This is a genomic window from Actinorhabdospora filicis, from assembly GCF_030269765.1.
GTDB classification, from domain to species: Bacteria; Actinomycetota; Actinomycetes; order Mycobacteriales; family Micromonosporaceae; genus Actinorhabdospora; species Actinorhabdospora filicis.
The window spans coordinates 28,204-52,752 of the sequence record NZ_BSTX01000009.1 but is presented as its reverse complement, the minus strand read 5'-3'; the positions used below and the strand labels follow the sequence as shown (position 1 = coordinate 52,752).

The window sequence follows — 24,549 nt, the reverse complement described above, 5'->3', positions numbered from 1 at the left end:
GGTTCCTCGCCGCACTCCTCGGGGTCGGCGGGATCGCCGACAAGGTCAAGAAGTTCTTCCAGGCACTCTCCAAACCCGTCATGAAAGCCGTCGACTGGGTCGTCGGCAAAATCGTCGGCTTCGGCAAGAAGATCTGGGCGAAACTCAAGGGGAGCTTCAAGGGCAAGAACGGCACCGACGAGCGGGATGAGAAGCGCAAGCAGAAGGACCTCGACGCGGGTCTGGACGCGGCAAACTCCCTTGTCGAGCGGAAGATGCCGCGTGAGGAGATCGAGAAGCGGCTGCCGGGCATCAAGTCCAAGTACAGGATGCAGGAGCTCAAGCTCGTCGTCACCGGGCACGAGGGCAAAGAGGACCGGGTCCACGTCGAGGGCAAGGTCAACCCGTCCGGGAAGCGGGACGACAAGTTCGTGCCGGGCGCGTTCGACAGCATCGACCCGAACGAGAAGGGGCAGGACGACTTCCGCTTCACCGGCGACGGCCATGTCTCGAAGGCGGGCGGTGAGTACTCGATCACCACGACGGTCGAGTACTACGAGAACAAGCAGAAGAAGGCCACCGGGCACGTCACGAACGTCTTCAACCCCGACACCTTCGAGCTGTCGCTCAAGGAGCACTTCCTCGACGCGATCCCCAATGACAAGCGCTGGATCACCGCTCCGGCCGTGCCGATCGTGCCGGGCAAGGGCACACGGCTCATCACCTACGTGAACCTGCGGCAGCTGAAGAAGTTCGAGGAGTACGCCGGGAACGAGGCGGTCAAGGCGGCCAAGGCCGATCTGCGGGCGAAGGGTCTTCCGGCGAGCGCCCTCACCGCCGCGCAGGAGGCGGACCTCCGCAAGGGCAAGAAGCTGTTCGGCGCCATCAAGGCGGTCAAGCTCGACACCGTCGAGAACATCCCGGCGCTGCTCCAAGTCCACCGCGACGCCGGACTCAAGCGGGGCGCGGAGATGGACGAGGCGATGATGCGCAGCGTCTCGGTCCCCTACGTCAACCTGATCATGCTGCAGCTCGGCTGCAAGGTCGTCTCGGCGAAGGTGTCCGGTGGCGACGAGACGACCGTCGGCGCGCTCATGGCCCACTACGAGGGCCAGGTGAGCAAGAAGCGCCTGCCCGAGATGCAGGCCTATCACAACCAGCTGCTGGCCGAGTACGGTGTCAGCCGCAGTACGACGATCCTGGCCAGCTTCAACGTGGAACTTAAGATCGAGCTCGACAACCACGCCACATGATCGAGGACGGTGCCGGTTTGGGACGCATCCTGTTCGCGCTGACCGATTCCTGGGCGGCCGTCGTGGACGAACACGACGACGGCACGCCGATCACCCGGCGGGAGTACGCCAAGCTCGACGCCTTCGCCGCCGAGGCGGGCGAGGCGGCGAAGATCCCGGTCGAGTTCATCGACGTCGCCGAGGTCCCGGCCGATCTCACCGGTGTCGTGCTCATCGCCGAGGAGGAGGCGCTCCACGAGCTGGCCGAGCGGCTGGGGCGGACGCCGGAGTCGCTGGCCGGGCGGGTCTTCCTGCTGAACACCGAACGGATCTCACGGTCCGGGCGGCACGTGGAGGCGATCGGCGCCGCCGGGACGATCACGTCCCTCACCTTCGGCGTCTGGTCCTCCGATCCCGAGGACGCGCCGGAGGGCAATGTGTTCGGGCGCAAGGACATCGCCGCCGCGATCGGCGCGAGCTGGACCCCCGGGCAGTTCGAGGAGACCGAGCACTACTGCGCGATGGAACACCAGCCCGATCACGACACGCTTCCCGGGCTGCTCGGCGCCTATCTGCGCGCCTACCTTGAGGCATCCTGAGTCCATGCCCGTCTGGCTCGCCGTCCTCATCGGCTTCCTCGTCATCGACGCCATCGCCTTCCCCTTCTTCCTGCGTCACGTCCGCAAGCGGCGCGCGGCCATGGCCGTCACCGATCCGGTGCGGGGTGAGTTCACCGTCCTGCGGGTCGATCGGCGGGGGCGGGGGGTGGCCGTCGAGATCGACGGGGAGGTGCGGTTGCCCGGTGCCGATCCGGTGCGGTTGCGGCATGGGTGCCTGGTGCGGGCCGGTGGGGCGCCGATGGTGGGGGATGTGCTGCCGGTGGTGGTGCAGCGCGGTGATCTGACGCGGATGAACGTGCTGTGGGACGAGGTGGAGCCGCCGCGGCGGTCGCGGGGGGAGTGACGGGGATCGGTTGCGGTCGGGTCCGCATGCGAGGACCCTCGGGGTATGGGCAGCGCACGAACGCGGCCGGTGCGGCCGGGGCCGGACGACGCTCGGCGCGTGGCCGAGCGGCGGGAGCACGGGGTGCTGGCGATGCAGCGGGCCGTGGGGAATCGGGTGGTCACGGCGTTCCTGCAGCGGCAGGACAAGGGCGGTGGCGGTGGGTTTCCGAAGCTCACCATCAAGGGTGTCTGGGTCGCGGGTGAGGCGGCGTCGGCGATCGACGTCATCGACATCAACGAGGCCGCCAAGCAGGTGAAGACGAAGCGGTTCATCGCCTACGCCACGTACGTGAAGCTCGGGGGCACCATCGCGTGGCGGGCGAACAATCCGGGGAACCTGCGGGGTGCGCCGACGGCGATCGGGAAGGCGCCGGGGGCGGTGGGGACCTTCGCGGTCTTCGAGACGATGGACGACGGGCGGGCCGCGCAGCGGGCGCTGTACCTGAACTCCTACGGGACGGCGAAGGTGCGGGCGGCGGTGATGAAGCTGACGCCGCCCTCGGAGAACGACACCGAGACGTACCTCAAGCGGCTGGCGGCGGCGGGGGTGGACCTGGAGAAGCCGGTCGCGGGGCAGATCGACACGCTGATGGCCGCGATCGAGGCGAACGAGGGCATGGTCGAGGGCGTGCTGATCGCCCGGCGGCCGCGGTCGGCGCTGCCCGAATAGAGCGCCGCCCGAAGAAGCTCAGCCCGAAGAAGCCCAGCCCGAAGAAGCCCAGCCCGAATGGAGCGCCGCCGAGGAGAATGCGGCCCGAACCAACGCGGCCCGAGTAGAGAGCTGCCACGTAGGACGCCGCCCGAAGAAGCCCGGCCCGGGACGACGTGTCCGGCCACCGTCGGCGCCGCCCGGGTAGAGCGTGTGTCCCGGGTGAGGTGTGAGAAACGGTGGGCCGTGCGAGCACGACCCACCGTTCAGCGGCGTCCGTCCAGCAGGCGGGCCAGGACCTCACGCCCGGCCGCCACGGGGTCTTTTCCCAGTTCCGCCGGGAGGGCGCCGGACACCCAGAGGGCGCTGAAGCCGTGTGCGATGGACCAGGCGGCCAGCTCCATGCCGGGCTCGTCGAGGCCGGTCTCGCGGAGTCCGTCGGTGAGGGCGGCGCGGGCGGCGTCGGCGGCGGTGGACAGGTCGGGGTCGCCGGAGTGGTAGAGCTCGGGCTGGAACATCACCTGGAAGTGGGCGGGGTGGCTGGTCGCGAAGGCGACGTAGGCCAGGCCCAGGTCCAGGAAGTCGCCGGCCTGCGCGAGTGAGGCGGCCAGGCCGCGGAAGCCCTCGGCGGCGACGGCGGTGAGGACGCCGGCCTTGTCGCCGAAGTGGTGGGCGGGCGCGGCGTGCGACACGCCCGCGCGGCGGGCCAGTTCGCGCAGGGACCAGCCGGACGGGCCGCTCTCGGCGATGGACTCGACGGCGGCGTCGACGATGGCGCGGCGCAGATCTCCGTGGTGGTAACCGATGACGGCCTCCCGGGTGGACATCTTGTCGATGACAAGATACTGTTCGTCTTGACACTGACTAGATTACCTCGGAGGTCGTCATGGCGCCCCTCATCGCCCTACTCGGCGGAACCGCCGTCTTCCGCGTCCTCGGCTTCCTGGGCGTGGACTACTTCGACTGGACCCACTCCGTGCGCGGCGGCCTGTCGCTCATGTTCATCGTGACCGGCGTCGTCCACTTCGTGCCGCTGTACCGGCGCGGCATGATCGCGATGATCCCGCCGAAGCTGCCCGCCCCCGGCTTCCTGGTCACCTTCACCGGCGTCGCCGAGATCGCCGGCGCGATCGGGCTGTGGGTGCCGCCGACCGCGCGGGCGGCCGCGATCTGCCTCGGACTGCTGCTGCTGGCCATGTTCCCGGCCAACATGAACGCCGCCCGCAACGGCATCGAGCTGGCGGGCAAGAAGCCCACGCCGATTCCCCGGCGCGCCGCCGAGCAGGTCCTCTACCTGGCCGCGGCGGTCATCGCGGCCCTGTGAGGGCACGACGAAGCGCGGCACCACCGCCCGAGCGGTGATGCCGCGCTCCAACGCGTGCGTACGGGCCTAGGGCTCGCGCAACTCGTCGATGTCGTCGGCGAACCCGAGGACCGAGGCGACCTCGGCCACCACGTCCGCCGGGAGCATCCCGTCCTTGGCGCACAGGCCGGTCAGGAAGCTCGCGGACACGCCCAGGTCGGCCATCAGGTCCGCCTCGCCGACCGGGTCGGCGTCCATCTCCACCGGCTCGCCGTCGGTGAGGTCCTCAAGGAGGGCCGCGCCGAGCTTGGACGCGTTGCCGTACTCGGCGTCCGAGGAGAAGATCCGCAGGTCGTCGCCTTCGTCGAGACGCAGGACCGTCAGATACTCGTCATCGGCCTCGATGAAGGCGAGCGTGACCTGTGCGGAGTCGTCGACGTCGCGAAGACGATCGGTGACCTCGTCGATGTCATCGACGCCGTCCAGGTCGAACTCATGGACGGACCAGTCATTGCCAGACCGGACCGCCGCGAAAGCAAAGTACGTCATTCACCCACCCCCGACGGGATGCTTATCACCCGCACCGGTGGGCACCCCGAAAGGCTCGCCGACACGAGTTGGTCACCAGAGAATCCAGTCGCCGCCGACGGCGTTCACCTCGACGACGAGCCCCGCGATGCCGAGGGCCATGCCAGTGACGACGGCGACCCCGGCTGCGGCGCCACGGTCACCGTACCGAGCCAGCAGCGAGGCCGCCAGCCAGGCGACGAGTGCTGCGACAGCGGTCACCCACACGTACGCGGAGAGTGTCGTGGCCAGCAACCCAGAGATGAGGAACCAGCCGCACGCCACCGCCGCGCCCGACCAGATCCCACCCGGAGTGATCCGCAGTGCCTCCCGGTAGCGGGGACGCTGCGGGACCGGCGCGTAGGACCGCGGCAGCGGCTCGGCCCACGAGGTCGCGCCGATCCGGCCGCGTGGCGCCTGCCCGCCCCACGAGACGGGAGCGGGCGCCTGCGGCGGGTACGCGGGAGGGCGCGGCGCCGCCGGGGCGTCCGGCGCCGTCCAGGGCGAGGTGTCGTTCATAGAAGGCCGTCGCTCATGAAGGGCTGTCTCTCCTCGCGCGTCGAGGTGTCTCGACTGCGATCGTACTTTCGCGCCGAAACCCTAAGGCCCGGAACTGCGCGAAGCCCCGCTGCTGGATCGTGCCGCCCGCGAAGGTCAGGAACTCGCCGCCGGCCGCCAGCGCGGTCCCGCTGGTCGCCAGGCACCACACGCCCACGGTCGAATCGGCGCCCGGGTCCCAGCCGTCGAGGACGCCGTCGGCGCTCAGCGCGAGGAACTTGCCGCGCACGGCGCTGGAGCCGTCCAGGCACACCCCGTTGGTGCCGGTGCGGGAACTGGCGCACACGTTCTCGAAGTGCCCGCCCGCGTAGATCGTGCCGCCGATCGCCGCGAGGGCCTGCACGTCCCCGTCGGTGGTCTTCTCCCAGCGCAGGTTCCCCGACAGGTCGTAGGCCTGCACCTGCCCGCCGCTGCCCCCCGCCGCCGCGTACACGCGGTCGTGGGTGACGACGGTGTCGTAGACGATCACGCTCAGCTTCGGCGCGAAGGCGGTGTCCAGGGACCCGTCGGGACGCACCGCGGCCAGCTTGCGCGCCTGCACCCCGTTGATGTTGTTGAACACGCCCGACAGGTAGACCCGGCCCACGCCCGGGGTGATCGAGCGGACCGTCCCGTCGGTCACCGGCGCCCACGGCAGCAGCGCGTCCTGCGTCAGGTCCCAGGCCGCGACGTTGCCGCGCGCCTGGTCGTCGGCCACCGTGAAGCTGCCCCCCGCGTACAGCTTCCCGTCGGCCACCGTCAGCGCGCGCGGCACACCCGACAGGCTGTGCCGCCACGGGTGCAGCTTCCCGGCGGTGAACCGGGCGATGTGGCGGCGCTTCCAGCCGTCGATGACGGTGAAATAGCCGCCCACGTAGAGATCGGAGCCGGAGACGGCCAGCGAGTGGACCGTCCCGTCCAGCTCCGGCGCGAAGGGCAGCAGCGCGCCCGTCTTCGCGTTCAGCGCGGCGATGTGCGAGCGCCAGCTGCGCTTGCCGTCCAGGTAGGCGGCGGTGAAGTCGCCGCCCACGTAGATCGTGTCGCCCAGGTAGGCCACCGCCCGGACCGGCCCGTTGAACGACACCGTCCGCATCGGCGTCGCGGGAACCGCCGCGAACGCGGGGGTCGGCAGCAGGGCCCACAGAAGGACCGCCAGGGCCGGGAAGATCCACCATCTACGCTTCGAAAGCGCCACAGGTCACGCCCCCTTATACCGTGAGCGACGATTGTGTCACGGAATAACGGCCGGACCCGGGATTGTGAGAGCCTGTGTCGGTGCGAATAGGCGTCATCGGTCTCGGACTCATCGGCGGCTCACTCCTGCGCGCGCTCCACGCCAACGGGCACGACGCGACGGGATACGACGCCGACCCCACCACCCGCCTCGCCGCGACCTCGGCGGGTCTGCGCGTGGCCCACACCCTCGACCACTGGCGCGCCGACGTCACCGTCCTGGCCGTCCCGCTGCCCGCGCTGCCCGCCGTCCTCGACGGGCTCGGCGACTACGACGGGCTCCTCACCGACGTCGTGTCGGTCAAACGGCCCGTCCGCGACCTGCTCGCCGGACGCCGCTACGTCGGCGGTCACCCCATGACCGGCAAGGAGAGCAGCGGCTTCGCCCACTCCGACGCCGACCTCTTCGGCCACCAGGTGTGGGCCCTGTGCCTGGAGGGCGACACCGACCTCGGCGACTGGCTCGACCTCGCGCGGCTGTTCACCGGGCTCGGCGCGCGCGTCGTCCCCGTCGGCGCCGACGCGCACGACGCCGCCGTCGCCGCCGTCAGCCACGTCCCGCACCTGCTCGCCGGGGCCCTCGTGCACGCCGCCACCGACCCGCTCCAGCGCACCCTCGCCGCCGGGTCCTACCGCGACGGGACGCGCGTGGCCGTCACCCGGCCCGAACTCGTCGCGGCCATGGCCGGCGGCAACGCCGACGCCGTCCGCGAGGCCCTCGACCGCGTCCTGGACTCCCTGCGCGAGGCCCGCGCAGCCCTCGACGGACCCGACCCGCAGGCCGCCGTCCGCGACTGGTTCACCCCCGCCTGGCACACCCGCCGCGCGTGGCCCGTCCGGCCCGGACCGGCGCAGACGGTCGTGGTCGACCGAACGGCCCTGCTGGCGCTCGGAGCGGAGGGCGGCTGGGTCCACACGGTCGAAGACGACCGTCATATAACGGTGATGCGACCCCAGCTCAGGGTGCCGTAGTGTCGCGGCCATGAGACCCGTTGATGAGATCGCCGACAAGTTCGTCGACGAGCAGATCGCCCTCAGCCCCATCACCGCCACGTACCAGGGCGTCGAGGGACACGACCACGAGTTCGACGACTTCTCCCCGGCGGGCGCCGAACGCGAGGCCGAGGCCGGACGGCGCACCCTCGCCGCCCTTGACGCCGCCACCCCCTCCGACGAGCGCGAACAGGTCGCCAAGGACGGCATGGTCGAGCGCATCGCGCTCTCCCTGGAACGCCACGACGCCGGTGACGGCGCCGACCTGAACGTCATCGCCTCCCCCTTGCAGTCCATCCGCCAGGTCTTCGACCTCATGACGATCTCCGGTGAGGAGCAGGCCGCCAACATCGCCGCCCGCCTCGCCCGCGTCCCCGAGGCCCTCGCCGGTTACCGCGAGACCCTGCGCGAAGCCGCCGCCCAGGGCCGCGTCGCCGCGCTGCGCCAGGTCAAGGAGTGCGCCGACCAGACCGACAACTGGAACGGTGCCGAGGGCGCCGACTTCTGGACCGGCCTCGTCTCCCGCGTCACCGTCGACGGCAAGGCGCCCTCCGACGCCCTCGCCAAGGACCTGGCCGCCGGCGCGGAGGCGGCGCGCCGGGGCGTCGCCGAGTTCGGCGCCTTCCTGCGCGACGAGCTGGCCCCCCAGGCGCCCGAGAAGGACGCCGTCGGCCCCGACCGCTACGCGCGCGCGTCCCGCTACTTCCTGGGTGCCGCGGTGGACCTCAAGGAGACCTACGAGTGGGGCTGGCAGGAGCTCCACCGCATCGAGACCGAGATGCGCAAGGTCGCCCGTGAGATCGTCCCCGGCGGCACCGTGGACGAGGCCGTCGCCGCGCTCGACGCCGACCCGGCCCGCCACATCGCCACCAAGGAGGAGTTCCAGGCCTGGATGCAGGAGCTCGCCGACCGCACCATCACCGAGCTCGCCGACACGCACTTCGACATCCCGGAGCCCATCCGGCGCATCGAGTGCTGCATCGCCCCCACCGCCGACGGCGCGATCTACTACACCGGTCCCTCGGAGGACTTCACCCGCCCCGGGCGCATGTGGTGGTCGGTCCCGAACGAGGCCGACGGCTTCTCCACCTGGCGTGAGGTGACCACCGTCTACCACGAGGGCGTCCCCGGCCACCACCTCCAGGTCGGCCAGACCGCCTACCGCTCCGAGCTGCTCAACCGCTTCCAGCGGCAGATGATGTGGTGCTCGGGCCACGGCGAGGGCTGGGCCCTCTACTCCGAGCGCCTCATGGACGAGCTCGGCTACTTCGCCGACCCCGGCGCCAAGCTCGGCATGCTCGACGCCCAGGCGTTCCGCGCGGCCCGCGTGATCGTCGACATCGGCGTCCACATGGAGCTGGAGATCCCCAAGGACAACCCCTTCGGGTTCAACCCCGGCGCGACCTGGAACGCGTCCATGGCCTGGGACTTCATGCGCGCGCACTGCCGCATCGAGGACCAGATGCTGCACTTCGAGGTCTCGCGCTACCTCGGCTGGCCCGGGCAGGCCCCGTCCTACAAGGTCGGCGAGCGCATCTGGCTCCAGGCCCGCGAGGACGCCAAGGCCCGCAAGGGCGCCGCCTTCGACCTGAAGGCCTTCCACACCGACGCGCTGAACCTGGGCGCGCTCGGGCTGGACCCGTTCCGCAAGGCGATGGACCGGATCTAAGGCTCACGCGAAGGGCCGCCTCCGAGGAGGCGGCCCTTTTCGCTTTACCGCAGGTTCCGGCTCTATTTGCTTTACCGCAGGTTGCGACTCTGCTGGCTTTACCGGAGGTTCCGGAACTCGTCCACGGTCATGCCGAAGATGACCAGGTCCTGGTGCCGGCCGTCGTGGTAGACGGCCTTGCGCAGGCGTCCCTCCTGCACGAAGCCGAGGGACTGGTGCAGGCCCAGCGAGGCCGGGTTGTCGCCGTAGACGCCCGCCTGGCACTTCTGGAAGCGCCGCTCGCCGAACATGTAGCGCTGCACGATGCGGATCGCCTCGGAGGCGTAGCCGCGCCGCTGGTCCTCGCGGAAGATCCCCACGCCGTACCAGTAGACGCCCGCGGTGTGGTCGACCCGGCTGGTGCTGATCGAGCCGACCGGGCGGTCGGTCTCCACGTCGGCGATGGCCAGCCAGAACTCGTCCCCCTGGTCCCGCAGCGCCTGCTCGTTCGCCCACCGCTCGTAACCGGCGACCGAGCGCGGGGGGTGCACCCGGTCGACATTGCGCTGATCGGCCGAGTTGTGGTCGAAGTCGCGGTACCGCTGCCACTCCTGGGGTTCGATGGCGCGCAGCCGAACGCGCCTCCCCACCCACAGCGAATCGAGGGTGGAAGGGGGGTACTGATGGGAAGTCACCCGAAGAGTGTCCCCCAACGGTCAAGTTTCGTGCGTCTCGTCCGGTGGACGATCCCCGACCGGTCTGGGCACCCTTGTCGCATGTCGTTGCCGCCTCGTCTCATCCGCGCCTCCGCCCGCCTCGCCACCTCGCACAAGCCCGCGTTCGTCTACGCGCCCGGTTTGTCGCTCCCCGGCGGTGACGAACGTCTGGTGTGCGTGTGGGACGGCGAACCGGACGGCTTCACCTCCATCCCCGCCGGAAATGCAGTCGGGGACGACGTCCCCGTCGAGCACGTGTCCCTGGAGCGCTTCACCTCCGAACTCGACGGGCTCGCCGACGGCGAGGGCTGGAGCTCGCTGGACGCCCCCGTCCGCCGCGTCGCCGGGTTCGCCTACGGCGTGATGCTCTCCGACCGCTCCGGCGCGGGCACCAAGGCCAGGGGAGCGGTCTCGCTGTTCCCGTGGCGCCTGACCGACGTCTCCCGCACCTCCCTGGCCGCCGAGGCCCCCGAGGTGACCAACGAGCTGTCGTCCTGCACCGACGGCTGGCAGCGCGCGCACCTCCTCGACGCCGCCCTCCACCGCGCCTACGTCGCCTGGTTCGCCGCCCACCAGCGCTACTGGCCCGGCCGCGAACGCCGCTACGCCTGGGTGTCCCACTTCGAGCTGCCCGAGACCGTCGCCGACTACGAGCGCGGCATCTGGGACACCTCCGGCGCCCTCGGCCAGGCCGAGCTCTACGCCGGATTCGTGGACCGCGTCCTGGCGGAGTAGGTGGGAGCCGTCACTCTCCCTAACCCGCTCGCGAGCCGCGAAGGGGACCCGCTAGTATTAGCCGGTCGCCGCGGGAACGCGGGGATGAGCGCCCGTAGCTCAACGGATAGAGCATCTGACTACGGATCAGAAGGTTAGGGGTTCGAATCCCTTCGGGCGCGCCAGTCGATTCAGCCGCTCCGGTTCACCGGGGCGGTTTTTTCGCGTCCACGCCCAGAAGAGCGAACACGATCAGGCGCGCGCCCGCCGCGTCCGGCTGAATGGACCTCGCAGGCGGGAAACCGTCCCGCCGCGAGGAGGACGTCATGAAACTCCCCTTCGAAGGCTCGCCCGACGCCACCCTGCTGTCCCCGCCCGTGCTGCCCGAGCCGCCCCGGCGGGGTGAGGACGGGGGTGAGCCGTGCGGTGTGTGCGGGCGCGATGACGCGATCTGGTCCGATGAGCACTGGGCGGTGTACGTGCCGTTCAGCGGGAGCATTCCGGGGACGGTGTGGATCGCCTCGCACGTCCACGCCGACTCGTTCCAGGACCTGCCCGGCGAGGTCGCCGCGAGCTTCGGGACGCTGATCGCGCGCACCGAGCGGGCGATCCTCGGGCTCGGCGGCTTCGCGCGCGTGCACCTGTACCGCTGGGGCGACGGGGGCGCGCACTTCCACGTGTGGCTGATGCCGCGCCCGGCGGGCATGCTCGACGCCGCCAAGTACGCGCTGCCGGTGTGGGAGGAGGTCCTGCCGCCCGCGGAGGACGCCGAGCACGAGAAGGCCGGGCGGCTCATCGCCGAGGCGCTGCGGGCGGCCTGACGTCCGGGCTCCGGCAGTGTTCATCACCCGACCGGGTGAAGCGGGGGTTGACGCCGTCGCTCGCGCGTTCGATCCTTGCCGGGCAGTGCCATCGTGCCCGGCGGGAGCCTTCTCTCCCCCGGCGATCCGCCGGGCACGGTTCTCGGTGCGCGGGGGTCCCGGCTCATGGAGGGGACCCGGCGGAACGGGCGGGGGCGGGCGGACCTCCCGGACCGCCCGCTCTGCCCACGGCGTAAAGACCGCCGATACCGCCGCCCGCGCTCATACGCTCGCCCCATGCGCGAGATCACCACCCCCACCGGGCGCACCATCGCCGTCGAGGAATGGGGCGTGCCCGGCGGCACGCCCGTCGTCTACCTGCACGGCAGCCCCATGAGCCGCCTCGCCCGGTACCCCGACGGCGCGCTGTTCGAGCGGCTGGGCGTCCGGCTCATCACCTTCGACCGGCCCGGGTTCGGGCACTCCACCCCGCTGCCCGGACGGACCGTGGCCGACGGCGCCGGCGACGTCGCGGCCGTCGCCGACGCGCTGGGGCTCGGCCGGTTCCCGCTGTTCGGCGTCTCCGGGGGCGGGCCGCACGCGCTCGCCTTCGCCGCCGCGCACCCGGAGCGGGTCACGCGGGTCGCCTCGCTGGCCGCGCTCGCCCCGCGCGACGCCGATGGCCTCGACTGGACCGCCGGGATGATGGACGGCAACGTGCGCAGCGCGCGGGCCGCCGCGATCGGGCGCGACGCGGTCCGCGCACGGCTGGCGGAGAACCCGCCCGGCCCGCCCGCGCTGCCCGAGCGCGAGCGGGAGGTCCTGGCCCGGCCGGAGGTGCGCGCGATGCTGGACGCCGCCTTCGCCGAGGCCGTGCGGCCCGGCCTCGACGGGTGGGTGGACGACGTGCGCGCGCTGTTCGGGCTGCCGTGGGGCTTCGACCCGGCCGACGTGAAGGTCCCGGCGCGGCTGTGGCACGGGGCGCAGGACAGCGTCGTCCCGGCCGCGCACGCGCGCTGGCTGGCGGCCCGGATGCCGTCCGCCGCGGCCGAGATCGAGGACGGCGCCGGGCACGCCGGGCACTTCGCGGCGACCCCGCGCGTCCTGGAATGGCTGATACTGGAGGCGTGATCCCGCCCGCCCGGCATCTGCTGCGCGCCCGCGATCTCGCCGACCGCCGGTACGCCGAGCCGCTCACCGTGGCGGACCTGGCCCGGGCGGCGGACTGTCGCGCTCGCAGTTCAGCGCGAGCTTCAAGCGCGCCTTCGGCGAGTCCCCGCACGCCTACCTGCTGACGCGCAGGCTGGAGCGGGCGGCGGCGCTGCTGCGGCTCACCGACCGGGCGGTGGCCGAGATCTGCGTGTCGGTCGGCTGGACGGGCGTCGGGTCCTTCACGACGACCTTCACGAGGGTCTACGGGATGCCGCCGACGGCCTATCGCGCGCGGTTCCCGGCGCCCGAAACCTACGCGATGGTCCCTTCCTGCATCCTGAAGTTCTTCGGGCGGCCGAAGAACAAGAGCTTTCGAGAAGACACGGCGGGCCCGCCTCCGTAGGGTCGGCCTTGAGACTTCTGGAGGGCGAAATGATCAAGATCGCGAACTATCAGCTGTGGGTGCACGACCAGGACGCCGCCCTGGAGTTCTACACCGGCAAGCTCGGCTTCGAGGTCCGCTCGGACGTCACGATGCCCGAGATGGGCGACTTCCGCTGGCTCACCGTGGGCCCCGCGGGTCAGCCCGACCTGAACATCGTGCTCATGGCGATCCCGGGCGAGCCGGTCATGGACGCCGGGACCGCGCGGGAGACCCTCTCCCTCGTCACGAAGGGCTTCGCGGGGACGGTCTTCCTCGTGACCGAGGACCTCGACGCCTCCTACAAGGAACTCACCGCGCGGGGCGTCGAGTTCTCCGAGGAGCCCACCGAGTACCCCTACGGCCTGGACTCCGCATTCCGCGACCCCTCGGGGAACAACTTCCGGCTCACGCAGCCGTACGCGATGCCCTGACGGGCGCAAGCGAAGGGCCCCGGCACTACGCCGGGGCCTCCTTCACGCGCGGATCACTTCTCCGCGGCGGCCTTCTCGATCGCCTTGCCCACCCGCGAGCCCTCGAAGGCGGCGCGGATGCGCACGATCTTCCCGTCGCGGATCTTCGAATAGTTCGCCACCGGTACCGGCTCGTCCTCGGCGGTGGTGAGCAGGTGGAACCAGGTGATGACGTCCTCGCCGTCCACCCAGATCTTCTCCACCTTCACCTCGCGGATCACGTGGGCGAAGGACGCGATGCCCTGGACGGCCTCGTCGGCCCCGGCGACCTTGCCCATCGCGCCGACGAAGTCGACGTCATCGGCCAGCAGTGCGCGGTAGGCGTCCCAGTCCTTGGCGTCCCAGGCCGCGAAGTAGGCGCGGGCGATCTCGGCATTGCGGATCTCGGTTTCGGTCTTGGTGCTCATGTCTCACTCCCTCGTTCGTCGCTTACCCTCATACCCTCCCGCGAATCGACTCATAAGTCCAAGAGCTGGATCTACTGCCCGAGATAAGCTCCGGTTATGGAACTGCGTCACCTCCGGTACTTCCTCGCCATCGTGGACGAGGGCGGCTTCACCCGCGCCGCCGAAGCCCTCCACGTCGCCCAGCCGGGGGTGAGCACCCAGATCCGGCAGCTGGAGAAGGAGCTCGGGCACGAGCTGTTCGACCGCACCTCCCGGACGGTGGCGCTCACCCCCGTCGGCGAGTCGGTCCTGCCCTACGCGCGGGCCGCGCTGGCGGCCGTCGACGGGCTGGAGTGCGCCGTCCAGGAGCTCACCGGGCTGGTCCGGGGACGTGTGCGCGTCGGGACGATCGGGCTGCCGCGCGTCCTGGACGTCCCCACGCTGCTGGCCGCGTTCCACACCGAGCATCCCGGCATCGAGATCGGCCTGGTGGAGGCCGGTGCCGAGGACGTCATCGGCGAGCTGCACCGCGGTGAGCTGGACCTGGCCATCGCCGCCGTGGTCGGGGAACTGCCCGCCGGGCTGGCCGCGGAGGTGATCCTGCGGCAGGACGTGGTGGCCGCGCTGCGCGTCGAGGACCCCCTGGCCCGCCGCAAGTCGGTGCGGCTGAAGGAACTGAGCGGGCGGCCGCTGATCGCGATGCGGCGCGGGACGGGCGTCCGGCGGCTGGTGGACGAGGCGCACGAGGCCGAGGGGCTGGGGCGGCCGCGGGTGGCCTTCGAGGGCAGCGATCCGCTGTTCCTGGCCCGGCTGGCCGCGCTCGGGCTGGGGGTGGCGCTGATCCCGGAGTCGGCGGCGGCCTACGAGAAGAACCTCGTGACGGTGCCGCTGGCCACGCCCGTGCACGGCGAGGTCGGGGTGGTGTGGCGGGCCGAGGGGGCGGTGAGCCCGGCGGCGCGCGCGTTCACCGCGCACGCCCGCCGGTTCTTCGCCGAACTAGGCCTCGCCTCCCCTAGACCGTGACGACGACCTTCCCGAAGGCCGCGCCGGACTGGTAGTAGCGGAAGGCCTCGTGCAGCTCGTCGAAGGTGAAGATCTTGTCCACCTGCGGCTTCATGCCGGTGGCGGCGATCAGCTCGACCACCTGCTCCAGGTCGGCGCGGCTGCCCACGAAGACCCGCCGGACGGTGGCCATCGTCTGCGCCCACGCGTCACCGGGGAACGAGACGGATTCGACGCCGGGCGCGGTGGTCGTCAGCTGCACGATGTGGCCGTAGAGGCCGGCCGCGCGCATCGACTCCGCCGCGCCGCCGGGTCCGGCGGTGTTGACCACGATGTCGGCGCCGCGGCCGCCGGTGAACTCCTTGACGGCCTTGCTCCAGTTGGGTTCGCTGCGGTAGTTGACCACCGCGTCGGCGCCCAGGTCCCGCAGCGCCTGGGCGTTCTCGTCGCGGGAGGTGGTGATCAGCACGCGCAGGCCCAGGTGCTTGCCGAGCTGGAGCGCGAACAGCGAGACCGCGCCCGTCCCGAGGGTCACCAGGGTCTGGCCGGGGACGATCGGGGCGCCGCCGGTGATCGACGTCCACGCCGTCACCGCCGCGCACGGCAGGGTGGCGGCCTCCTCGTAGCTGAGGGAATCCGGGAAGCGCACCGCCGCCCGTGCGTCCATCAGCGCGTACTCGGTCAGCATCCCGTCGCTGCTGCAACCCAGCTGGTCGGCGGCGTCATAGGTGAGCGGGCCGTCCTCCCAGCGCGACCAGTAGGAGCCGATGACGCGGTCACCGACGGCCACCCGCGTCACGCCCTCGCCGAGGGCGACGACGTCCCCGGCGCCGTCGCTCATCGGGATCAGGTCCGGCTTGGAGGGCATCGGGTAGACGCCGTTCAGGATCATCTCGTCGCGCTTGTTGAAAGAGACGGCCCGTACGCGCACCAGGATCTGGCCCGGGCCCGGCTCGGGCCGCTCCTCCTCTCGCAGCACATAACCGTCGACGGTGCCAAGGGCGGTGAGGTGGTAAGAGCGCATGTCAGTTCTCCCGCGAGTAGCCGGTGCTGCGGACGACGACGCCGTCGCGCACATGGGTGAGGTTCACGCCCCGGCTGTGGCCGCCGGGGAAGTGGTAGGTCCAGGGGATCGTGGCGAACTCGCCGGCGATGTGCACGGCCTCGACCTCGAAGGTCCCGTCGGCCTCGGCGATCTTCTTCCAATAGCTTCCGGCCGCCTCGCGGCCTTCGAGGGAGCCGCCCTCGATCAGGTCCAGGACCACGTCGTCGTGCAGGACGGCGTCCAGCGCGGCCGGATCGTGCTCGTGGAAGACGGCGTTGAAACGGTCGATGACCTCGGCGGTGCCCATGGCTTCAGGACTCATGACGCCAAGCTTGCGGCACCGGGGAATGATCCTCAATTCCTTGTGGGGAATGGCATCGATGCTGGAACCGGGGATAGAAAGGGCCGGTGACCGTAGGAACCGAGATCGCCCGCTGGCGCACCAGCCGCCGCCTCAGCCAGCTCGAACTGGCCGCCCGCGCCGGGACCACCCAGCGCCACGTGAGCTTCGTGGAGAGCGGCCGCTCCAAACCCGGCCGCGCGATGCTGCTGCGCCTGGCCGAGTCCATGCAGCTGACCCTGCGCGAACGCAACGCCCTGCTCTACAACGCGGGTTTCGCGCCCGTCTACACGGAGACCCCTTTGGACGCCCCCGAGCTGCGCCCCGTCCACGACGCCCTCCGGCGCATCATCGAGGGCCACATGCCCTACCCGGCGGTCGTCTCCGACCCCCGGGGCGAGCTCATCGCCGCCAACGCCGCCGTTGCGGCGATCATCGCCGAGGACGTCGCGCCGGAGCTCATGGGCAACGTGTACCGGGTCGCGCTGCACCCCGACGGGATGCCCCGGCGCGTCCTGAACCTCGCCGAATGGGGCCGCCACGTCATCGACGGGCTGCGCATGCGGGCCCTGCGCAGCCCCGACCCGGTGCTCGACGCGCTCATCGCCGAGCTGGCGCCCTACGTCCCGGACGCCCCGACCGGCCCCGACCACATGGGCTTCGGCGTCCCGCTGCGGCTGATGCACCGGGGCACCGAGCTGCGCCTGCTGACCACGCTGACCAGCTTCGCGACCGCGGTGGACGTGACCGTCTCGGAGCTGCACCTGGAGGCGTTCCTGCCCGCCGACGAGGAGACGGCCGCGGCCCTGCGCCTCAGCGCCGGATCTGCCGGGTGATGGTCGGATCGGTGATCTCGGTGTCCCGGGCCAGCATCAGCGCCTTGCTGAGGACGATCGCCAGGGTCCGGTCGCCCTCGAAGGGCAGGAAGACCTTGTCGCCGCCGTCCTTGGCCTGACCGGGCACGATGCACAGGTACTGGTCGCCGGGGTCCATCAGGATGTTGCCCGAGCCGAGGTGGATCTTGTAGGTGCGCAGGTCGCCGCGCACCACCAGGAACCGCCCGTCCACGTGCGCGCGGTCGGCGATCGCCAGGCGCGGCACGAGCGCGGTGAGGATCTCGCGGCGGGTTTGGGCGGTGCCGGACAGGTCGCCGAAGGCGTACTCGCGCCAGTAGTTCTGGAACCGGCCCTCGGGACCGCCGTCCTGCCACGTCGGGTCGTTGCCCACCGAGGCCACGCCCACGAACAGGTCCACGTCGCGCATGATCTCGCTGAACACCAGCGGTGGGACGGTGTCCAGCGGCAGCGGCTCGCCCGGCGCCGTCCCCCACACCCCGTAGCCGCCGCCACCGGCGTGCGCCCAGTTGGTCGGGGCGTCCAGGGGGTAGAAGCGCACCTGGTCGGTGATGAGCCGCAGGTAGGTCCCGGCTTCAGTGGTGTCGGTGTTCCAGTCGTCCCCGGCGCCCTCGACCCAGTACTCGGCGCGCAGGTTCCAGCGCGCCAGCTCACGCGTGGCCGGCGGGTAGGAGTCGTCGACCATCAGCCGCAGCTTGTCGGCCCAGCCACGCGCCGAGGCCAGCGCGTGGAACTGGTGCTGGCGCAGGACGTGCGCGGCGTAGCGGTTGGAGTAGGTGCCGGTGTTCTCCTCGGCGGCGGTCAGCAGGTACACCTCGCGGTGGGCCTGCTTGAAAGGCTGCACCACGCCCCGCTCGGCCAGCCACGCGCGGGCGGCCATCACCTCGGCGATCTCGCGGCCGATCGGATGCCACAGCCGCACCGGCCCGTCCGGGACGGGCGTGCCGTCCAGCGCCACCAGGCCGCCGTCCCAGGCGCACACCGCGTCCCCCACCAGCCACAGCAGCCGCCGCGCGAGGGTGCCCACCAGCGGATGGTCGAGGTAGTACTCCCGCCACTCCGGCATCGCCCACTCGCGCTCGGCGAGGAACAGCGAGTCCAGCCGCTCGGCCTGGGCGGTGAGCATCTTGGCGATGTCCTTCACCGCGCCCTTCAGCTCCGCCAGCCGCTCGGCGTGGTCACGGCGGACCGAGGCGGGCACGCTCTTCACGGTCTTGCCCGCCGCGTTCGTCCACGCCAGGCGCGGGGACGGGTCGACCAGCAGCTCGACGGTGACGCCGTCCAGCTCCTCGGCCAGCCGCCCCACCTCGGTCAGGCCGTAGTGGGGGACGGCCATCTCCTCGATCCGGTCGCGGGTCAGGCCCATCGCCAGCGCCCGGCGGTCCAGGGCGGCGTCGATCTGCTTCAGCGTGCCCTTGAACGTGACCGTCGAGGCCAGCCGGGCCAGCTGCGCCAGCGCGTCCGGGCCCTCCATCGCCGACAGCGCGTACACCGCCGCATTGGCCAGCTTCGGGCTCTGCGGCCCGACGCCGGGGATCTTGCGCAGCGCGCGCTCGACGACCCGGCCCACCGCGCGCGCCAGCGAGGCCGAGGCCGGCAGCAGCGGCAGCGTCCACAGCAGGCCCTTGAGGGCCGTGGCGTTGAACGCGTCCCACACGTGCGTGCCGCTCTCGCCGTACCAGCTGAACGGGATCGGCTCCGGCGCGGTGACCGGCGCCAGCTCGGCCCACTCGGCCAGCGCCGCCGGGGCCTGCGGGCCCAGGGCGGCCAGCAGCGCCGACGCGCGCTTGATCCACGCGTTCGAGGGCCTGCCGGCCTGGGCGGTGCGCAGGTGCGCCAGGAACGCCGCCCACGCCTCGTCCACCGCGTCGGCGTTGGCGCGCACCGCCCACGGCTCGACCGGGTTCAGCGGTGGCACGGCCAGCGCCGGAGGCACCTCCACCGCGCCCTTGATGTCCATCCCGGCCACGTTCCGCCGGATCGAGACCAGCAGGGACTCCGCCAGCTCACCGTGCTCGGCGAGGATGACGGCCCGTTCGTCCCATTCGTAGTGGTGATGCCAGTGGTGATCGGCGTTCTCGCGTTCGAGGGCCTCGCGCATCTTCGCCAGGGCGGCGGGATCGGTCATGGGGTGGCTCCAGGTGTCGCGGGGAAGACGCGCACAGACTAGGCCGTTGCTACGACAGGGAGCTTCCCTCGGCGTCCCGCGCTCGATATGGTGCAAGCACCGACGGATGGAGGCATCATGGCCTTGACCAGCGAAGACACCGTCCTCATCGTGGGCGCGGGGCTCGCCGGGACACGCGCGGCCGAGACCCTGCGAGCCGAGGGCTTCGGCGGGCGGGTCGTCCTGATCGGCGGTGAGACCCACCGGCCCTACGACCGGCCGCCGTTGTCCAAGGCCTACCTGAACGGCGCGCCCGCCGACGAGGTGTACCTCCACGACGAGGGCTGGTACGCCGAACAGGGCATCGAACTCCTCCTCGGCCGCCCCGCGACCTCCCTGCGCCGCGCCGACCACACCGTCGAGCTCGCCGACGGCGCGCACCTGCGCTACGACCGGCTGCTGCTGGCCACGGGCGCCTCGGCGCGGCGGCTGCCGCTGCCCGGCGACGTCCACTACCTGCGCGACTTCGGCGACTCCACCGCCCTGCGCGAGACCCTCATCAAGGGCGGGCGCATCGTCCTGGTCGGCGGCGGCTGGATCGGCCTGGAGGTCGCCGCCGCCGCGCGCGGCTACGGCTGCGACGTCACCGTCATCGAACCCCAGCCGACCCCGCTCTACGGCGTCCTGGGCGCCGAGATCGGCGCGCACTTCGCCGACGCGCACCGCGCCCACGGCGTCGACTTCCGGCTGGGCGCCTCGGTCTCGGCCTTCGACGTGGACGGGAACCGCGTCACCGCCGTGCTCACCGACTCCGGTGACCGCGTCGAGGCCGACGCGGTCGTCGTCGGCGTCGGGGCGGTCCCGAACACCGCCCTGGCCGCCGAGGCCGGGCTGAGCGTGGACAACGGCATCGTGGTCGGCGAGGACTTCCGCACCGACGACCCGCACGTGTACGCGGTGGGCGACGCGGCGTCCCAGTACCGCTCCTTCTACGGACGCCACGTGCGCGTCGAGCACTGGGCCAACGCCCTCGACGGCGGGCCCGCCGCGGCCCGGTCCATCCTGGGCCTGCCGGCCGGCTTCGACCCGGTCCCGTTCTTCTACTCCGACCAGTACGACCTGGGCATGGAGTACGCCGGCTGGTTCCCGCCGGGCGGCTGGGACACCCTCGTCACCCGCGGGGACGTGCCCGGCAACGCGTTCTACGCCTTCTGGCTCAGCGACGGGGAAGTTGTGGCCGGGATGCACGTGAACATGTGGGACGAGGGCATCGCCCCGGTGCAGAAGCTGATCCGGGAGCGGCGGCGGGTCGACCCGGAGGAGCTGGCCGACCCGGGCAAGGCGCTCTAGGCGGGATCGCGGCGGTCTTGGCAGGCCGCCGCGATCCACTTACCCTCACCCGATGAAGATCAAACTGGCGACCATCGGCGTCGGCAACAACACCTCCGCCCTCGTCCAGGGCCTGGCGCTCTACCGCGCCACCGGCAGCGCCGTGGGCATCCGGCGTCCCGAGATCGCCGGGCTCGGGGTCACCGACGTCGAGATCGTCGCGGCCTTCGCGATGTCCGAGGCCAAAGTGGGCGCCGACCTGAGTGAGGCCGTCCTAATGCCCCCGAACAACTTCCGGCTGGACGTCGCGCTCGAACCCTCCGGCGTCACGGTGACCCGGGGTCTGTCCACGGTGGACGAGGTGGACCGGATCGCCGCCGCGCTCGGCGGCGCCGAGGTCGTGCTCTACTCCGCCCCCAGTGGGCGCCCCGAGATCGCCCGCGCCTACGCGGAGGCGGCGCTGCGGGCCGGGGCCGCGTTCGTCAACACCACCGCGGACGCCGTCGCGCGCGATCCCGAGCTGCTGCGCCGGTTCACCGAGGCGGGCCTGCCGCTGCTCGGCGACGACCTCACCAGCCAGTTCGGCGCCTCGGCGGTGCACGCGACCCTGCTGCGCCTGCTTGAGGAGCGGGGCGTGACGCTGACCAGCTCCTACCAGGTGAACCTGGGCGGCACCGAGGACTTCCGCAACCTCGTCGAGCACGGCGAGTCGAAGAAGAAGTCCAAGATGAACGCGCTCGGTGCCAACGCCGGCAAGGTCGCCGTCGCGCCGCTGGGGTACATGCCGCACCTGGGATCCCGCAAGATCCTGCACCTGAACATCGAGGCGCAGGGCTGGGGCGGCGCCGAGATCGCGATGGACCTGAAGCTCAAGGTGCACGACCCGGCGGGCGCGGCCGGGGTGAACATCGACCTGGTGCGGCTGGCGGCGGCGGCCAAGCGGGAGGGACGCGGCGGGTACCCCGGAGAGGTCGCCGATCTGATGAAATCGCCGCCCGGAACGGCGATTTGATAGTGCTGTATCGCCGCCGGGAACGGCGATTTGATAGCACTGTGTCGCCGCCGGGAACGGCCGCCTAGCCGGTGATGAGCGCCGCGAGCTCCGCCGCGGGCACCGACGTGGTGTCCACGGTCAGGTCGTAGGCCATGCCCTCGTGCGCGTGCAGCGCCGACCAGCGGGCCAGGCCGTGGACGCGCGCCGAGTAGCGCTCCTTCTCGCGGCGCTCCAGCTCGTCCAGGTCGCAGTGGACGCCCACGTACAGCGGGCCGAACGGTGCCAGCACCTCGCGCCAGTCGTCGCGGGCGCGCCCGTCCAGCAGGACCTCGTCGACGATCACGCCGACGCCGGTGGCCACCAGCGCGGCCACCGCGCGGTGGAAGCCGCGCAGGATGCGCTCACCGGCGTCCCCGTAGGTGATCGACAGGCCGTCGGGGACGGGCGTGTAGGCGAAGCCGTCGGCGGAGAACTCCCCGGTGCTTCCCCACTTGTCCGGCACCGAGCCGAAGACCGTGTCGAGCCCGAGGTGCAGGTACGGCTCGGGCAGGCGGTCCTGGAGGGCCTTGGCGAGGGTGGTCTTACCGGCGGAGGAGGCGCCGTTGAGGAAGATGACCGATCGCATCAGCGGAGCCTAGACCAGCGCTTGTAACGCTTTCGCCCGCCGACGCCAATAGCTCCCGTACGGCCTGTACGGCCCGAACCACGCGAAGGGAGACCGGGATCCGTGAGCCAGCACGCACCCGCGGATGAGACGGCGCGCATCGGTACCGACCCGGCCGCGTTCGAGTCCTTCTACCGGGCGCACATCACGGCCGTCCAGCACTTCGTCGCGCGCCGGGTCGCCGAGCCCTACGAGGCCGCCGACCTGGTCGCGGAGGTGTTCCTGGCCGCGATCGGCTCGGCGAAGTCCTACCGGGCAAGTCGTGGCACACCCCGCAACTGGCTCTACGGCGTCGCGCGCAACGTGATCCTGGCCGAACGGCGGCGCCGGGCCCGGGAGTGGGCCGGGGCGAGCCGGGACGCCGGGATGCGGCGGCTGGACCCCGACGACCTGACGCGCGCCGAGGAACGCGTCGACGCCGCGGCCGGGAGCCGGGCCCTCTACGAGGCCATGGACGGTCTGCCCCGCGGCGAACGGGCCGTGCTGGAACTCGTCGCGCTCGACGGCCTGGACGTCGTCGAGGCCGCGCGCGTCCTGGGCCTGCGCCCGGGTACCGCGCGGGTGCGGCTGCACCGGGCCCGCCGCCGTGTCGGCGGCGAGCTGTCCACGCCACCGGTCATGGTGGCCACGACCGGAGAGGCGAGATCGTGAAGGAAGAACTCGGCGGGTACGAGACCCGTCTGCTGGCGGAGCTGACGCAGGTGGTGGAGAACCGCGCGCAGACCCGCCGGAACTGGGCGCGGGTGCCCAAGCCCGCCCGGTTCGGCATGGCGCTGGCGGGGATCGCCGTGGTGGCGGCGCTGGCGGTGCCGATGCTCGGCTTCTCGGGCGAGGGGTCCCCGGACGCCGCCCCGGCGGTGGCGGTCTCGGTCCCGGTGTCCGGGAACCAGCGCCCGGTGGGCTATTCGCTGGCCGTCGACGGGGAGTCGGTCACCGTGACCGTCGGCGACATCCAGGACGGCGCGGGACTGGAGGCGGCCCTCAAGAAGGAGGGCATCGGCGCGAACGTGACCGTCCTGGACGGCGTGTACCGGGACTGCCGGTGGCCCGCCTACACCTCGCCCTCCTCCGGTGGGAGCTTCAGCGCACAGCGCACCCCGGACGGGGGCGCGACGTTCACGCTCGATCGCGCCGAGTTCGCCCACGGCGAGACGCTGCTGATGGCGGTCTACCACGTGCGTTCCGATGAGGGCGCCGAGATCGAGGAGCCCCTGGTGGGCCTGGCCTACGCCTCCGCCGACCCGGGTGACTGCGTGGCGGTGGAGTAGCGGCGGACGAAGAAGGCGCCGCCCCCGGTGCGGGACGGCGCCTTTCGTCTGGCCGGCAGCCCAGTGGGCAGGCGGTCGGCTAGTCGAAGATGTCGCCGATGTCGTCGGCGATCTCGCCGAGGACGAACCCGGCGGCCAGGCCGCCGACGATGCCGCCCGCGATGGCGCCGCCGTGGCCGTGGCCCCGGCGTCCGTGGCGGTACTGGGCGTGCCCGTGGCGGTAGTGGGGCTGTCCGTGGCCGTAAGGCGACGGGTGTCCGTAGCCGTGCTGCTGCGGCGGCGCGTAACCCCCGTGGGCGTGACCGTGTCCGCCGCCGTGGCCGCCGATGCGGGCGAGCCAGTCGTTGATCCCGGCGGCCCAGTCCATGCCCGCCGCCTGCTGGTGCGAGACGTCGAAGCGGCCGATGGCGTCGTGCCCGTGGGAGAACATGCCGCCGCGCTTGTCGGCCTCCAGGATCACGTTCATGCCGTGCGCGGTGGTCACGAAGGTCAGCTCGACCTCGTTGATGCGACCGGCGTACTGGTGCGGCGGAGCGAACTCGATCTCCTGGTAGAACGGCAGCTGCTGCTGGGTGCCGCGGATGTGGCCCTTCTCCAGGTCCGCCCGCCGGAAGTGGAAGCCCAGGCGCTGCATGCCCGCCAGGACCGCCTCCTGCGAGGGCAGGGTGTGGATGTTGACCGGGTCGAGGTCGCCCTTGTCGATGGCGCGGGCCACCGACAGTTCGGTGCGGACGCCCATGGTCATCCCGTGCAGGTGCTGCCCGTAGAAGACCGTCGGAGGGGCCTCCCACGGGACCTGCATCTGGAACGGCAGGGAGTAGCGCTGACCGGCGGGCAGGTGGAACCGCCCGCCGGCGTGGGCGCGGCTGAATTCGACGGTGGAGTTGTACTCGCTGTCCCCCGATTCCACCTCCACCCGGGTGACGAGGCCGAGGGCGACGTGTTCGATCTCCACGTCGTGGTCGCCCCCGGCGATGTGCACGGTGCCGGAGAGGACCTCACCGGGACGGACGTCGGGGCGGTCGAGTACGGTGTCGACGCTCGGGCCCCCGGCCCCGAAAGCGCGCGCAAGTTTCTTGAACACCACGGCATTCACTCCTTGTCGGACGCGGTGGGCGGCCCACCGGGTCTACTCCAAG

The 24,549-nt window shown here is 71.7% G+C and carries 29 protein-coding genes and 1 tRNA gene; 19 read left to right on the top strand and 11 right to left on the bottom strand.

Going from position 1 to position 24,549, the window contains the following annotated elements; all coding sequences use genetic code 11:
- The 4 genes from QSK10_RS33975 to QSK10_RS33960 all read left to right on the top strand — a co-directional run.
- Positions 1-1,232 (top strand): hypothetical protein (locus tag QSK10_RS33975; RefSeq protein ID WP_285667680.1); only part of this gene is annotated, 1,232 nt, incomplete at its 5' end.
- The gene (locus QSK10_RS33970) at positions 1,229-1,810 is read left to right on the top strand and encodes a hypothetical protein (protein WP_285667679.1); all 582 of its coding nucleotides are present in this window, start codon (positions 1,229-1,231) and stop codon (positions 1,808-1,810) included. The genes QSK10_RS33975 and QSK10_RS33970, both read left to right, overlap by 4 nt.
- Before the next feature lie 4 nt (positions 1,811-1,814).
- Positions 1,815-2,174: a hypothetical protein gene (locus tag QSK10_RS33965; RefSeq protein WP_285667678.1), complete on the top strand. Its 360-nt coding sequence runs from the start codon at positions 1,815-1,817 to the stop codon at positions 2,172-2,174.
- A gap of 99 nt (positions 2,175-2,273) precedes the next feature.
- Positions 2,274-2,885, top strand: coding sequence for a hypothetical protein (locus tag QSK10_RS33960; protein ID WP_285667677.1), 612 nt, complete (start codon positions 2,274-2,276; stop codon positions 2,883-2,885).
- A 245-nt stretch (positions 2,886-3,130) separates the two neighbouring features.
- Here the strand turns inward: QSK10_RS33960 and QSK10_RS33955 are convergent, their stop codons facing one another.
- Complete coding sequence (locus QSK10_RS33955) at positions 3,131-3,691, bottom strand: TetR/AcrR family transcriptional regulator (RefSeq protein ID WP_285667676.1); 561 nt, start codon at positions 3,689-3,691, stop codon at positions 3,131-3,133.
- Positions 3,692-3,750: 59 nt separating this feature from the next.
- On the opposite strand from QSK10_RS33955, the gene QSK10_RS33950 reads away from it, so the two are divergent.
- Positions 3,751-4,188 carry a DoxX family protein gene (locus QSK10_RS33950; protein ID WP_285667675.1) on the top strand — a complete coding sequence of 146 codons (438 nt, stop codon included), beginning with the start codon at positions 3,751-3,753 and terminating at the stop codon, positions 4,186-4,188.
- Positions 4,189-4,254: 66 nt separating this feature from the next.
- Here QSK10_RS33950 and QSK10_RS33945 read toward each other — a convergent pair whose 3' ends face one another.
- The 3 genes from QSK10_RS33945 to QSK10_RS33935 form a co-directional block, all read right to left on the bottom strand.
- Positions 4,255-4,716 carry a tRNA adenosine deaminase-associated protein gene (locus QSK10_RS33945; RefSeq protein ID WP_285667674.1) on the bottom strand — a complete coding sequence of 154 codons (462 nt, stop codon included), beginning with the start codon at positions 4,714-4,716 and terminating at the stop codon, positions 4,255-4,257.
- 72 nt (positions 4,717-4,788) lie between these two features.
- The gene (locus tag QSK10_RS33940; RefSeq protein WP_285667673.1) at positions 4,789-5,253 is read right to left on the bottom strand and encodes a hypothetical protein; all 465 of its coding nucleotides are present in this window, start codon (positions 5,251-5,253) and stop codon (positions 4,789-4,791) included.
- Between the two features lie 13 nt (positions 5,254-5,266).
- Positions 5,267-6,466: a PQQ-binding-like beta-propeller repeat protein gene (locus QSK10_RS33935; RefSeq protein WP_285667672.1), complete on the bottom strand. Its 1,200-nt coding sequence runs from the start codon at positions 6,464-6,466 to the stop codon at positions 5,267-5,269.
- Between the two features lie 80 nt (positions 6,467-6,546).
- On the opposite strand from QSK10_RS33935, the gene QSK10_RS33930 reads away from it, so the two are divergent.
- Both QSK10_RS33930 and QSK10_RS33925 read left to right on the top strand, forming a co-directional pair.
- Positions 6,547-7,476 carry a prephenate dehydrogenase gene (locus tag QSK10_RS33930; RefSeq protein ID WP_285667671.1) on the top strand — a complete coding sequence of 310 codons (930 nt, stop codon included), beginning with the start codon at positions 6,547-6,549 and terminating at the stop codon, positions 7,474-7,476.
- Positions 7,477-7,486: 10 nt separating this feature from the next.
- Positions 7,487-9,166 carry a DUF885 domain-containing protein gene (locus QSK10_RS33925; RefSeq protein ID WP_285667670.1) on the top strand — a complete coding sequence of 560 codons (1,680 nt, stop codon included), beginning with the start codon at positions 7,487-7,489 and terminating at the stop codon, positions 9,164-9,166.
- Positions 9,167-9,264: 98 nt separating this feature from the next.
- On the opposite strand, the gene QSK10_RS33920 is transcribed toward QSK10_RS33925, so the two are convergent.
- The gene (locus QSK10_RS33920; protein WP_285667669.1) at positions 9,265-9,795 is read right to left on the bottom strand and encodes a GNAT family N-acetyltransferase; all 531 of its coding nucleotides are present in this window, start codon (positions 9,793-9,795) and stop codon (positions 9,265-9,267) included.
- Between the two features lie 126 nt (positions 9,796-9,921).
- Between QSK10_RS33920 and QSK10_RS33915 the strand changes: the two genes are divergently transcribed.
- The 6 genes from QSK10_RS33915 to QSK10_RS33890 all read left to right on the top strand — a co-directional run bounded on the left by QSK10_RS33915 (position 9,922) and on the right by QSK10_RS33890 (position 13,382).
- Complete coding sequence (locus QSK10_RS33915; protein ID WP_285667668.1) at positions 9,922-10,596, top strand: hypothetical protein; 675 nt, start codon at positions 9,922-9,924, stop codon at positions 10,594-10,596.
- A gap of 88 nt (positions 10,597-10,684) precedes the next feature.
- A tRNA-Arg gene (locus QSK10_RS33910) sits at positions 10,685-10,760 on the top strand.
- Between the two features lie 141 nt (positions 10,761-10,901).
- Positions 10,902-11,396 carry an HIT family protein gene (locus QSK10_RS33905; RefSeq protein WP_285667667.1) on the top strand — a complete coding sequence of 165 codons (495 nt, stop codon included), beginning with the start codon at positions 10,902-10,904 and terminating at the stop codon, positions 11,394-11,396.
- A gap of 276 nt (positions 11,397-11,672) precedes the next feature.
- A complete protein-coding gene (locus tag QSK10_RS33900) occupies positions 11,673-12,506 on the top strand; it encodes an alpha/beta fold hydrolase (RefSeq protein WP_285667666.1) in 834 nt (277 codons plus the stop codon).
- Between the two features lie 94 nt (positions 12,507-12,600).
- The gene (locus tag QSK10_RS33895) at positions 12,601-12,930 is read left to right on the top strand and encodes a helix-turn-helix domain-containing protein (protein WP_285667683.1); all 330 of its coding nucleotides are present in this window, start codon (positions 12,601-12,603) and stop codon (positions 12,928-12,930) included.
- Positions 12,931-12,959: 29 nt separating this feature from the next.
- A complete protein-coding gene (locus QSK10_RS33890) occupies positions 12,960-13,382 on the top strand; it encodes a VOC family protein (RefSeq protein ID WP_285667665.1) in 423 nt (140 codons plus the stop codon).
- A gap of 53 nt (positions 13,383-13,435) precedes the next feature.
- Here QSK10_RS33890 and QSK10_RS33885 read toward each other — a convergent pair whose 3' ends face one another.
- Positions 13,436-13,828 carry a nuclear transport factor 2 family protein gene (locus QSK10_RS33885; protein ID WP_285667664.1) on the bottom strand — a complete coding sequence of 131 codons (393 nt, stop codon included), beginning with the start codon at positions 13,826-13,828 and terminating at the stop codon, positions 13,436-13,438.
- Positions 13,829-13,924: 96 nt separating this feature from the next.
- On the opposite strand from QSK10_RS33885, the gene QSK10_RS33880 reads away from it, so the two are divergent.
- Entirely contained in the window at positions 13,925-14,830 is a 906-nt protein-coding gene (locus QSK10_RS33880) for a LysR family transcriptional regulator (RefSeq protein WP_285667663.1), read from the top strand.
- On the opposite strand, the gene QSK10_RS33875 is transcribed toward QSK10_RS33880, so the two are convergent.
- Positions 14,820-15,833, bottom strand: coding sequence for a zinc-dependent alcohol dehydrogenase family protein (locus QSK10_RS33875; RefSeq protein ID WP_285667662.1), 1,014 nt, complete (start codon positions 15,831-15,833; stop codon positions 14,820-14,822). The two genes, QSK10_RS33880 and QSK10_RS33875, sit on opposite strands and share 11 nt — an antisense overlap.
- Before the next feature lies 1 nt (position 15,834).
- A complete protein-coding gene (locus QSK10_RS33870) occupies positions 15,835-16,176 on the bottom strand; it encodes a nuclear transport factor 2 family protein (protein WP_285667661.1) in 342 nt (113 codons plus the stop codon).
- Between the two features lie 86 nt (positions 16,177-16,262).
- Between QSK10_RS33870 and QSK10_RS33865 the strand changes: the two genes are divergently transcribed.
- Positions 16,263-17,030, top strand: coding sequence for a helix-turn-helix domain-containing protein (locus tag QSK10_RS33865; RefSeq protein ID WP_285667660.1), 768 nt, complete (start codon positions 16,263-16,265; stop codon positions 17,028-17,030).
- Here the strand turns inward: QSK10_RS33865 and QSK10_RS33860 are convergent.
- Positions 17,008-19,176: a DUF4132 domain-containing protein gene (locus QSK10_RS33860; RefSeq protein WP_285667659.1), complete on the bottom strand. Its 2,169-nt coding sequence runs from the start codon at positions 19,174-19,176 to the stop codon at positions 17,008-17,010. The two genes, QSK10_RS33865 and QSK10_RS33860, sit on opposite strands and share 23 nt — an antisense overlap.
- Positions 19,177-19,293: 117 nt before the next feature.
- Here QSK10_RS33860 and QSK10_RS33855 point away from each other — a divergent pair, with 117 nt between their 5' ends.
- Together QSK10_RS33855 and QSK10_RS33850 are read left to right on the top strand one after the other, a co-directional pair.
- The gene (locus QSK10_RS33855; protein ID WP_285667658.1) at positions 19,294-20,505 is read left to right on the top strand and encodes an NAD(P)/FAD-dependent oxidoreductase; all 1,212 of its coding nucleotides are present in this window, start codon (positions 19,294-19,296) and stop codon (positions 20,503-20,505) included.
- A gap of 52 nt (positions 20,506-20,557) precedes the next feature.
- Positions 20,558-21,496, top strand: a complete 939-nt coding sequence (locus QSK10_RS33850) for an inositol-3-phosphate synthase (protein WP_285667657.1) — start codon at positions 20,558-20,560, stop codon at positions 21,494-21,496.
- 64 nt (positions 21,497-21,560) lie between these two features.
- Here QSK10_RS33850 and QSK10_RS33845 read toward each other — a convergent pair whose 3' ends face one another.
- The gene (locus QSK10_RS33845; protein WP_285667654.1) at positions 21,561-22,103 is read right to left on the bottom strand and encodes a chloramphenicol phosphotransferase CPT family protein; all 543 of its coding nucleotides are present in this window, start codon (positions 22,101-22,103) and stop codon (positions 21,561-21,563) included.
- A gap of 102 nt (positions 22,104-22,205) precedes the next feature.
- Here QSK10_RS33845 and QSK10_RS33840 point away from each other — a divergent pair, with 102 nt between their 5' ends.
- Entirely contained in the window at positions 22,206-22,793 is a 588-nt protein-coding gene (locus QSK10_RS33840) for an RNA polymerase sigma factor (protein WP_285667652.1), read from the top strand.
- Positions 22,790-23,410 (top strand): hypothetical protein, encoded by a 621-nt coding sequence (locus QSK10_RS33835; RefSeq protein ID WP_285667650.1) that lies wholly within the window; start codon positions 22,790-22,792, stop codon positions 23,408-23,410. Before QSK10_RS33840 ends, QSK10_RS33835 begins: the two co-directional genes overlap by 4 nt.
- Positions 23,411-23,489: 79 nt before the next feature.
- On the opposite strand, the gene QSK10_RS33830 is transcribed toward QSK10_RS33835, so the two are convergent.
- Positions 23,490-24,494: a sporulation protein gene (locus QSK10_RS33830; RefSeq protein WP_349497717.1), complete on the bottom strand. Its 1,005-nt coding sequence runs from the start codon at positions 24,492-24,494 to the stop codon at positions 23,490-23,492.
- Between the last annotated feature and the right edge of the window lie 55 nt (positions 24,495-24,549).

Excerpts from the sequence above, each read along its gene's own strand:
- QSK10_RS33860 (WP_285667659.1), bottom strand. The coding sequence starts at position 19,176 with ATGACCGATCCCGCCGCCCTGGCGAAGATGCGCGAGGCCCTCGAACGC.
- QSK10_RS33850 (WP_285667657.1), top strand. The coding sequence starts at position 20,558 with ATGAAGATCAAACTGGCGACCATCGGCGTCGGCAACAACACCTCCGCC.
- QSK10_RS33900 (WP_285667666.1), top strand. The coding sequence starts at position 11,673 with ATGCGCGAGATCACCACCCCCACCGGGCGCACCATCGCCGTCGAGGAA.
- QSK10_RS33970 (WP_285667679.1), top strand. The coding sequence starts at position 1,229 with ATGATCGAGGACGGTGCCGGTTTGGGACGCATCCTGTTCGCGCTGACC.
- QSK10_RS33945 (WP_285667674.1), bottom strand. The coding sequence starts at position 4,716 with ATGACGTACTTTGCTTTCGCGGCGGTCCGGTCTGGCAATGACTGGTCC.
- QSK10_RS33870 (WP_285667661.1), bottom strand. The coding sequence starts at position 16,176 with ATGAGTCCTGAAGCCATGGGCACCGCCGAGGTCATCGACCGTTTCAAC.
- QSK10_RS33950 (WP_285667675.1), top strand. The coding sequence starts at position 3,751 with ATGGCGCCCCTCATCGCCCTACTCGGCGGAACCGCCGTCTTCCGCGTC.
- QSK10_RS33855 (WP_285667658.1), top strand. The coding sequence starts at position 19,294 with ATGGCCTTGACCAGCGAAGACACCGTCCTCATCGTGGGCGCGGGGCTC.
- QSK10_RS33965 (WP_285667678.1), top strand. The coding sequence starts at position 1,815 with ATGCCCGTCTGGCTCGCCGTCCTCATCGGCTTCCTCGTCATCGACGCC.
- QSK10_RS33915 (WP_285667668.1), top strand. The coding sequence starts at position 9,922 with ATGTCGTTGCCGCCTCGTCTCATCCGCGCCTCCGCCCGCCTCGCCACC.
- QSK10_RS33880 (WP_285667663.1), top strand. The coding sequence starts at position 13,925 with ATGGAACTGCGTCACCTCCGGTACTTCCTCGCCATCGTGGACGAGGGC.
- QSK10_RS33890 (WP_285667665.1), top strand. The coding sequence starts at position 12,960 with ATGATCAAGATCGCGAACTATCAGCTGTGGGTGCACGACCAGGACGCC.
- QSK10_RS33905 (WP_285667667.1), top strand. The coding sequence starts at position 10,902 with ATGAAACTCCCCTTCGAAGGCTCGCCCGACGCCACCCTGCTGTCCCCG.
- QSK10_RS33940 (WP_285667673.1), bottom strand. The coding sequence starts at position 5,253 with ATGAACGACACCTCGCCCTGGACGGCGCCGGACGCCCCGGCGGCGCCG.
- QSK10_RS33925 (WP_285667670.1), top strand. The coding sequence starts at position 7,487 with ATGAGACCCGTTGATGAGATCGCCGACAAGTTCGTCGACGAGCAGATC.
- QSK10_RS33955 (WP_285667676.1), bottom strand. The coding sequence starts at position 3,691 with ATGTCCACCCGGGAGGCCGTCATCGGTTACCACCACGGAGATCTGCGC.
- QSK10_RS33845 (WP_285667654.1), bottom strand. The coding sequence starts at position 22,103 with ATGCGATCGGTCATCTTCCTCAACGGCGCCTCCTCCGCCGGTAAGACC.
- QSK10_RS33875 (WP_285667662.1), bottom strand. The coding sequence starts at position 15,833 with ATGCGCTCTTACCACCTCACCGCCCTTGGCACCGTCGACGGTTATGTG.
- QSK10_RS33885 (WP_285667664.1), bottom strand. The coding sequence starts at position 13,828 with ATGAGCACCAAGACCGAAACCGAGATCCGCAATGCCGAGATCGCCCGC.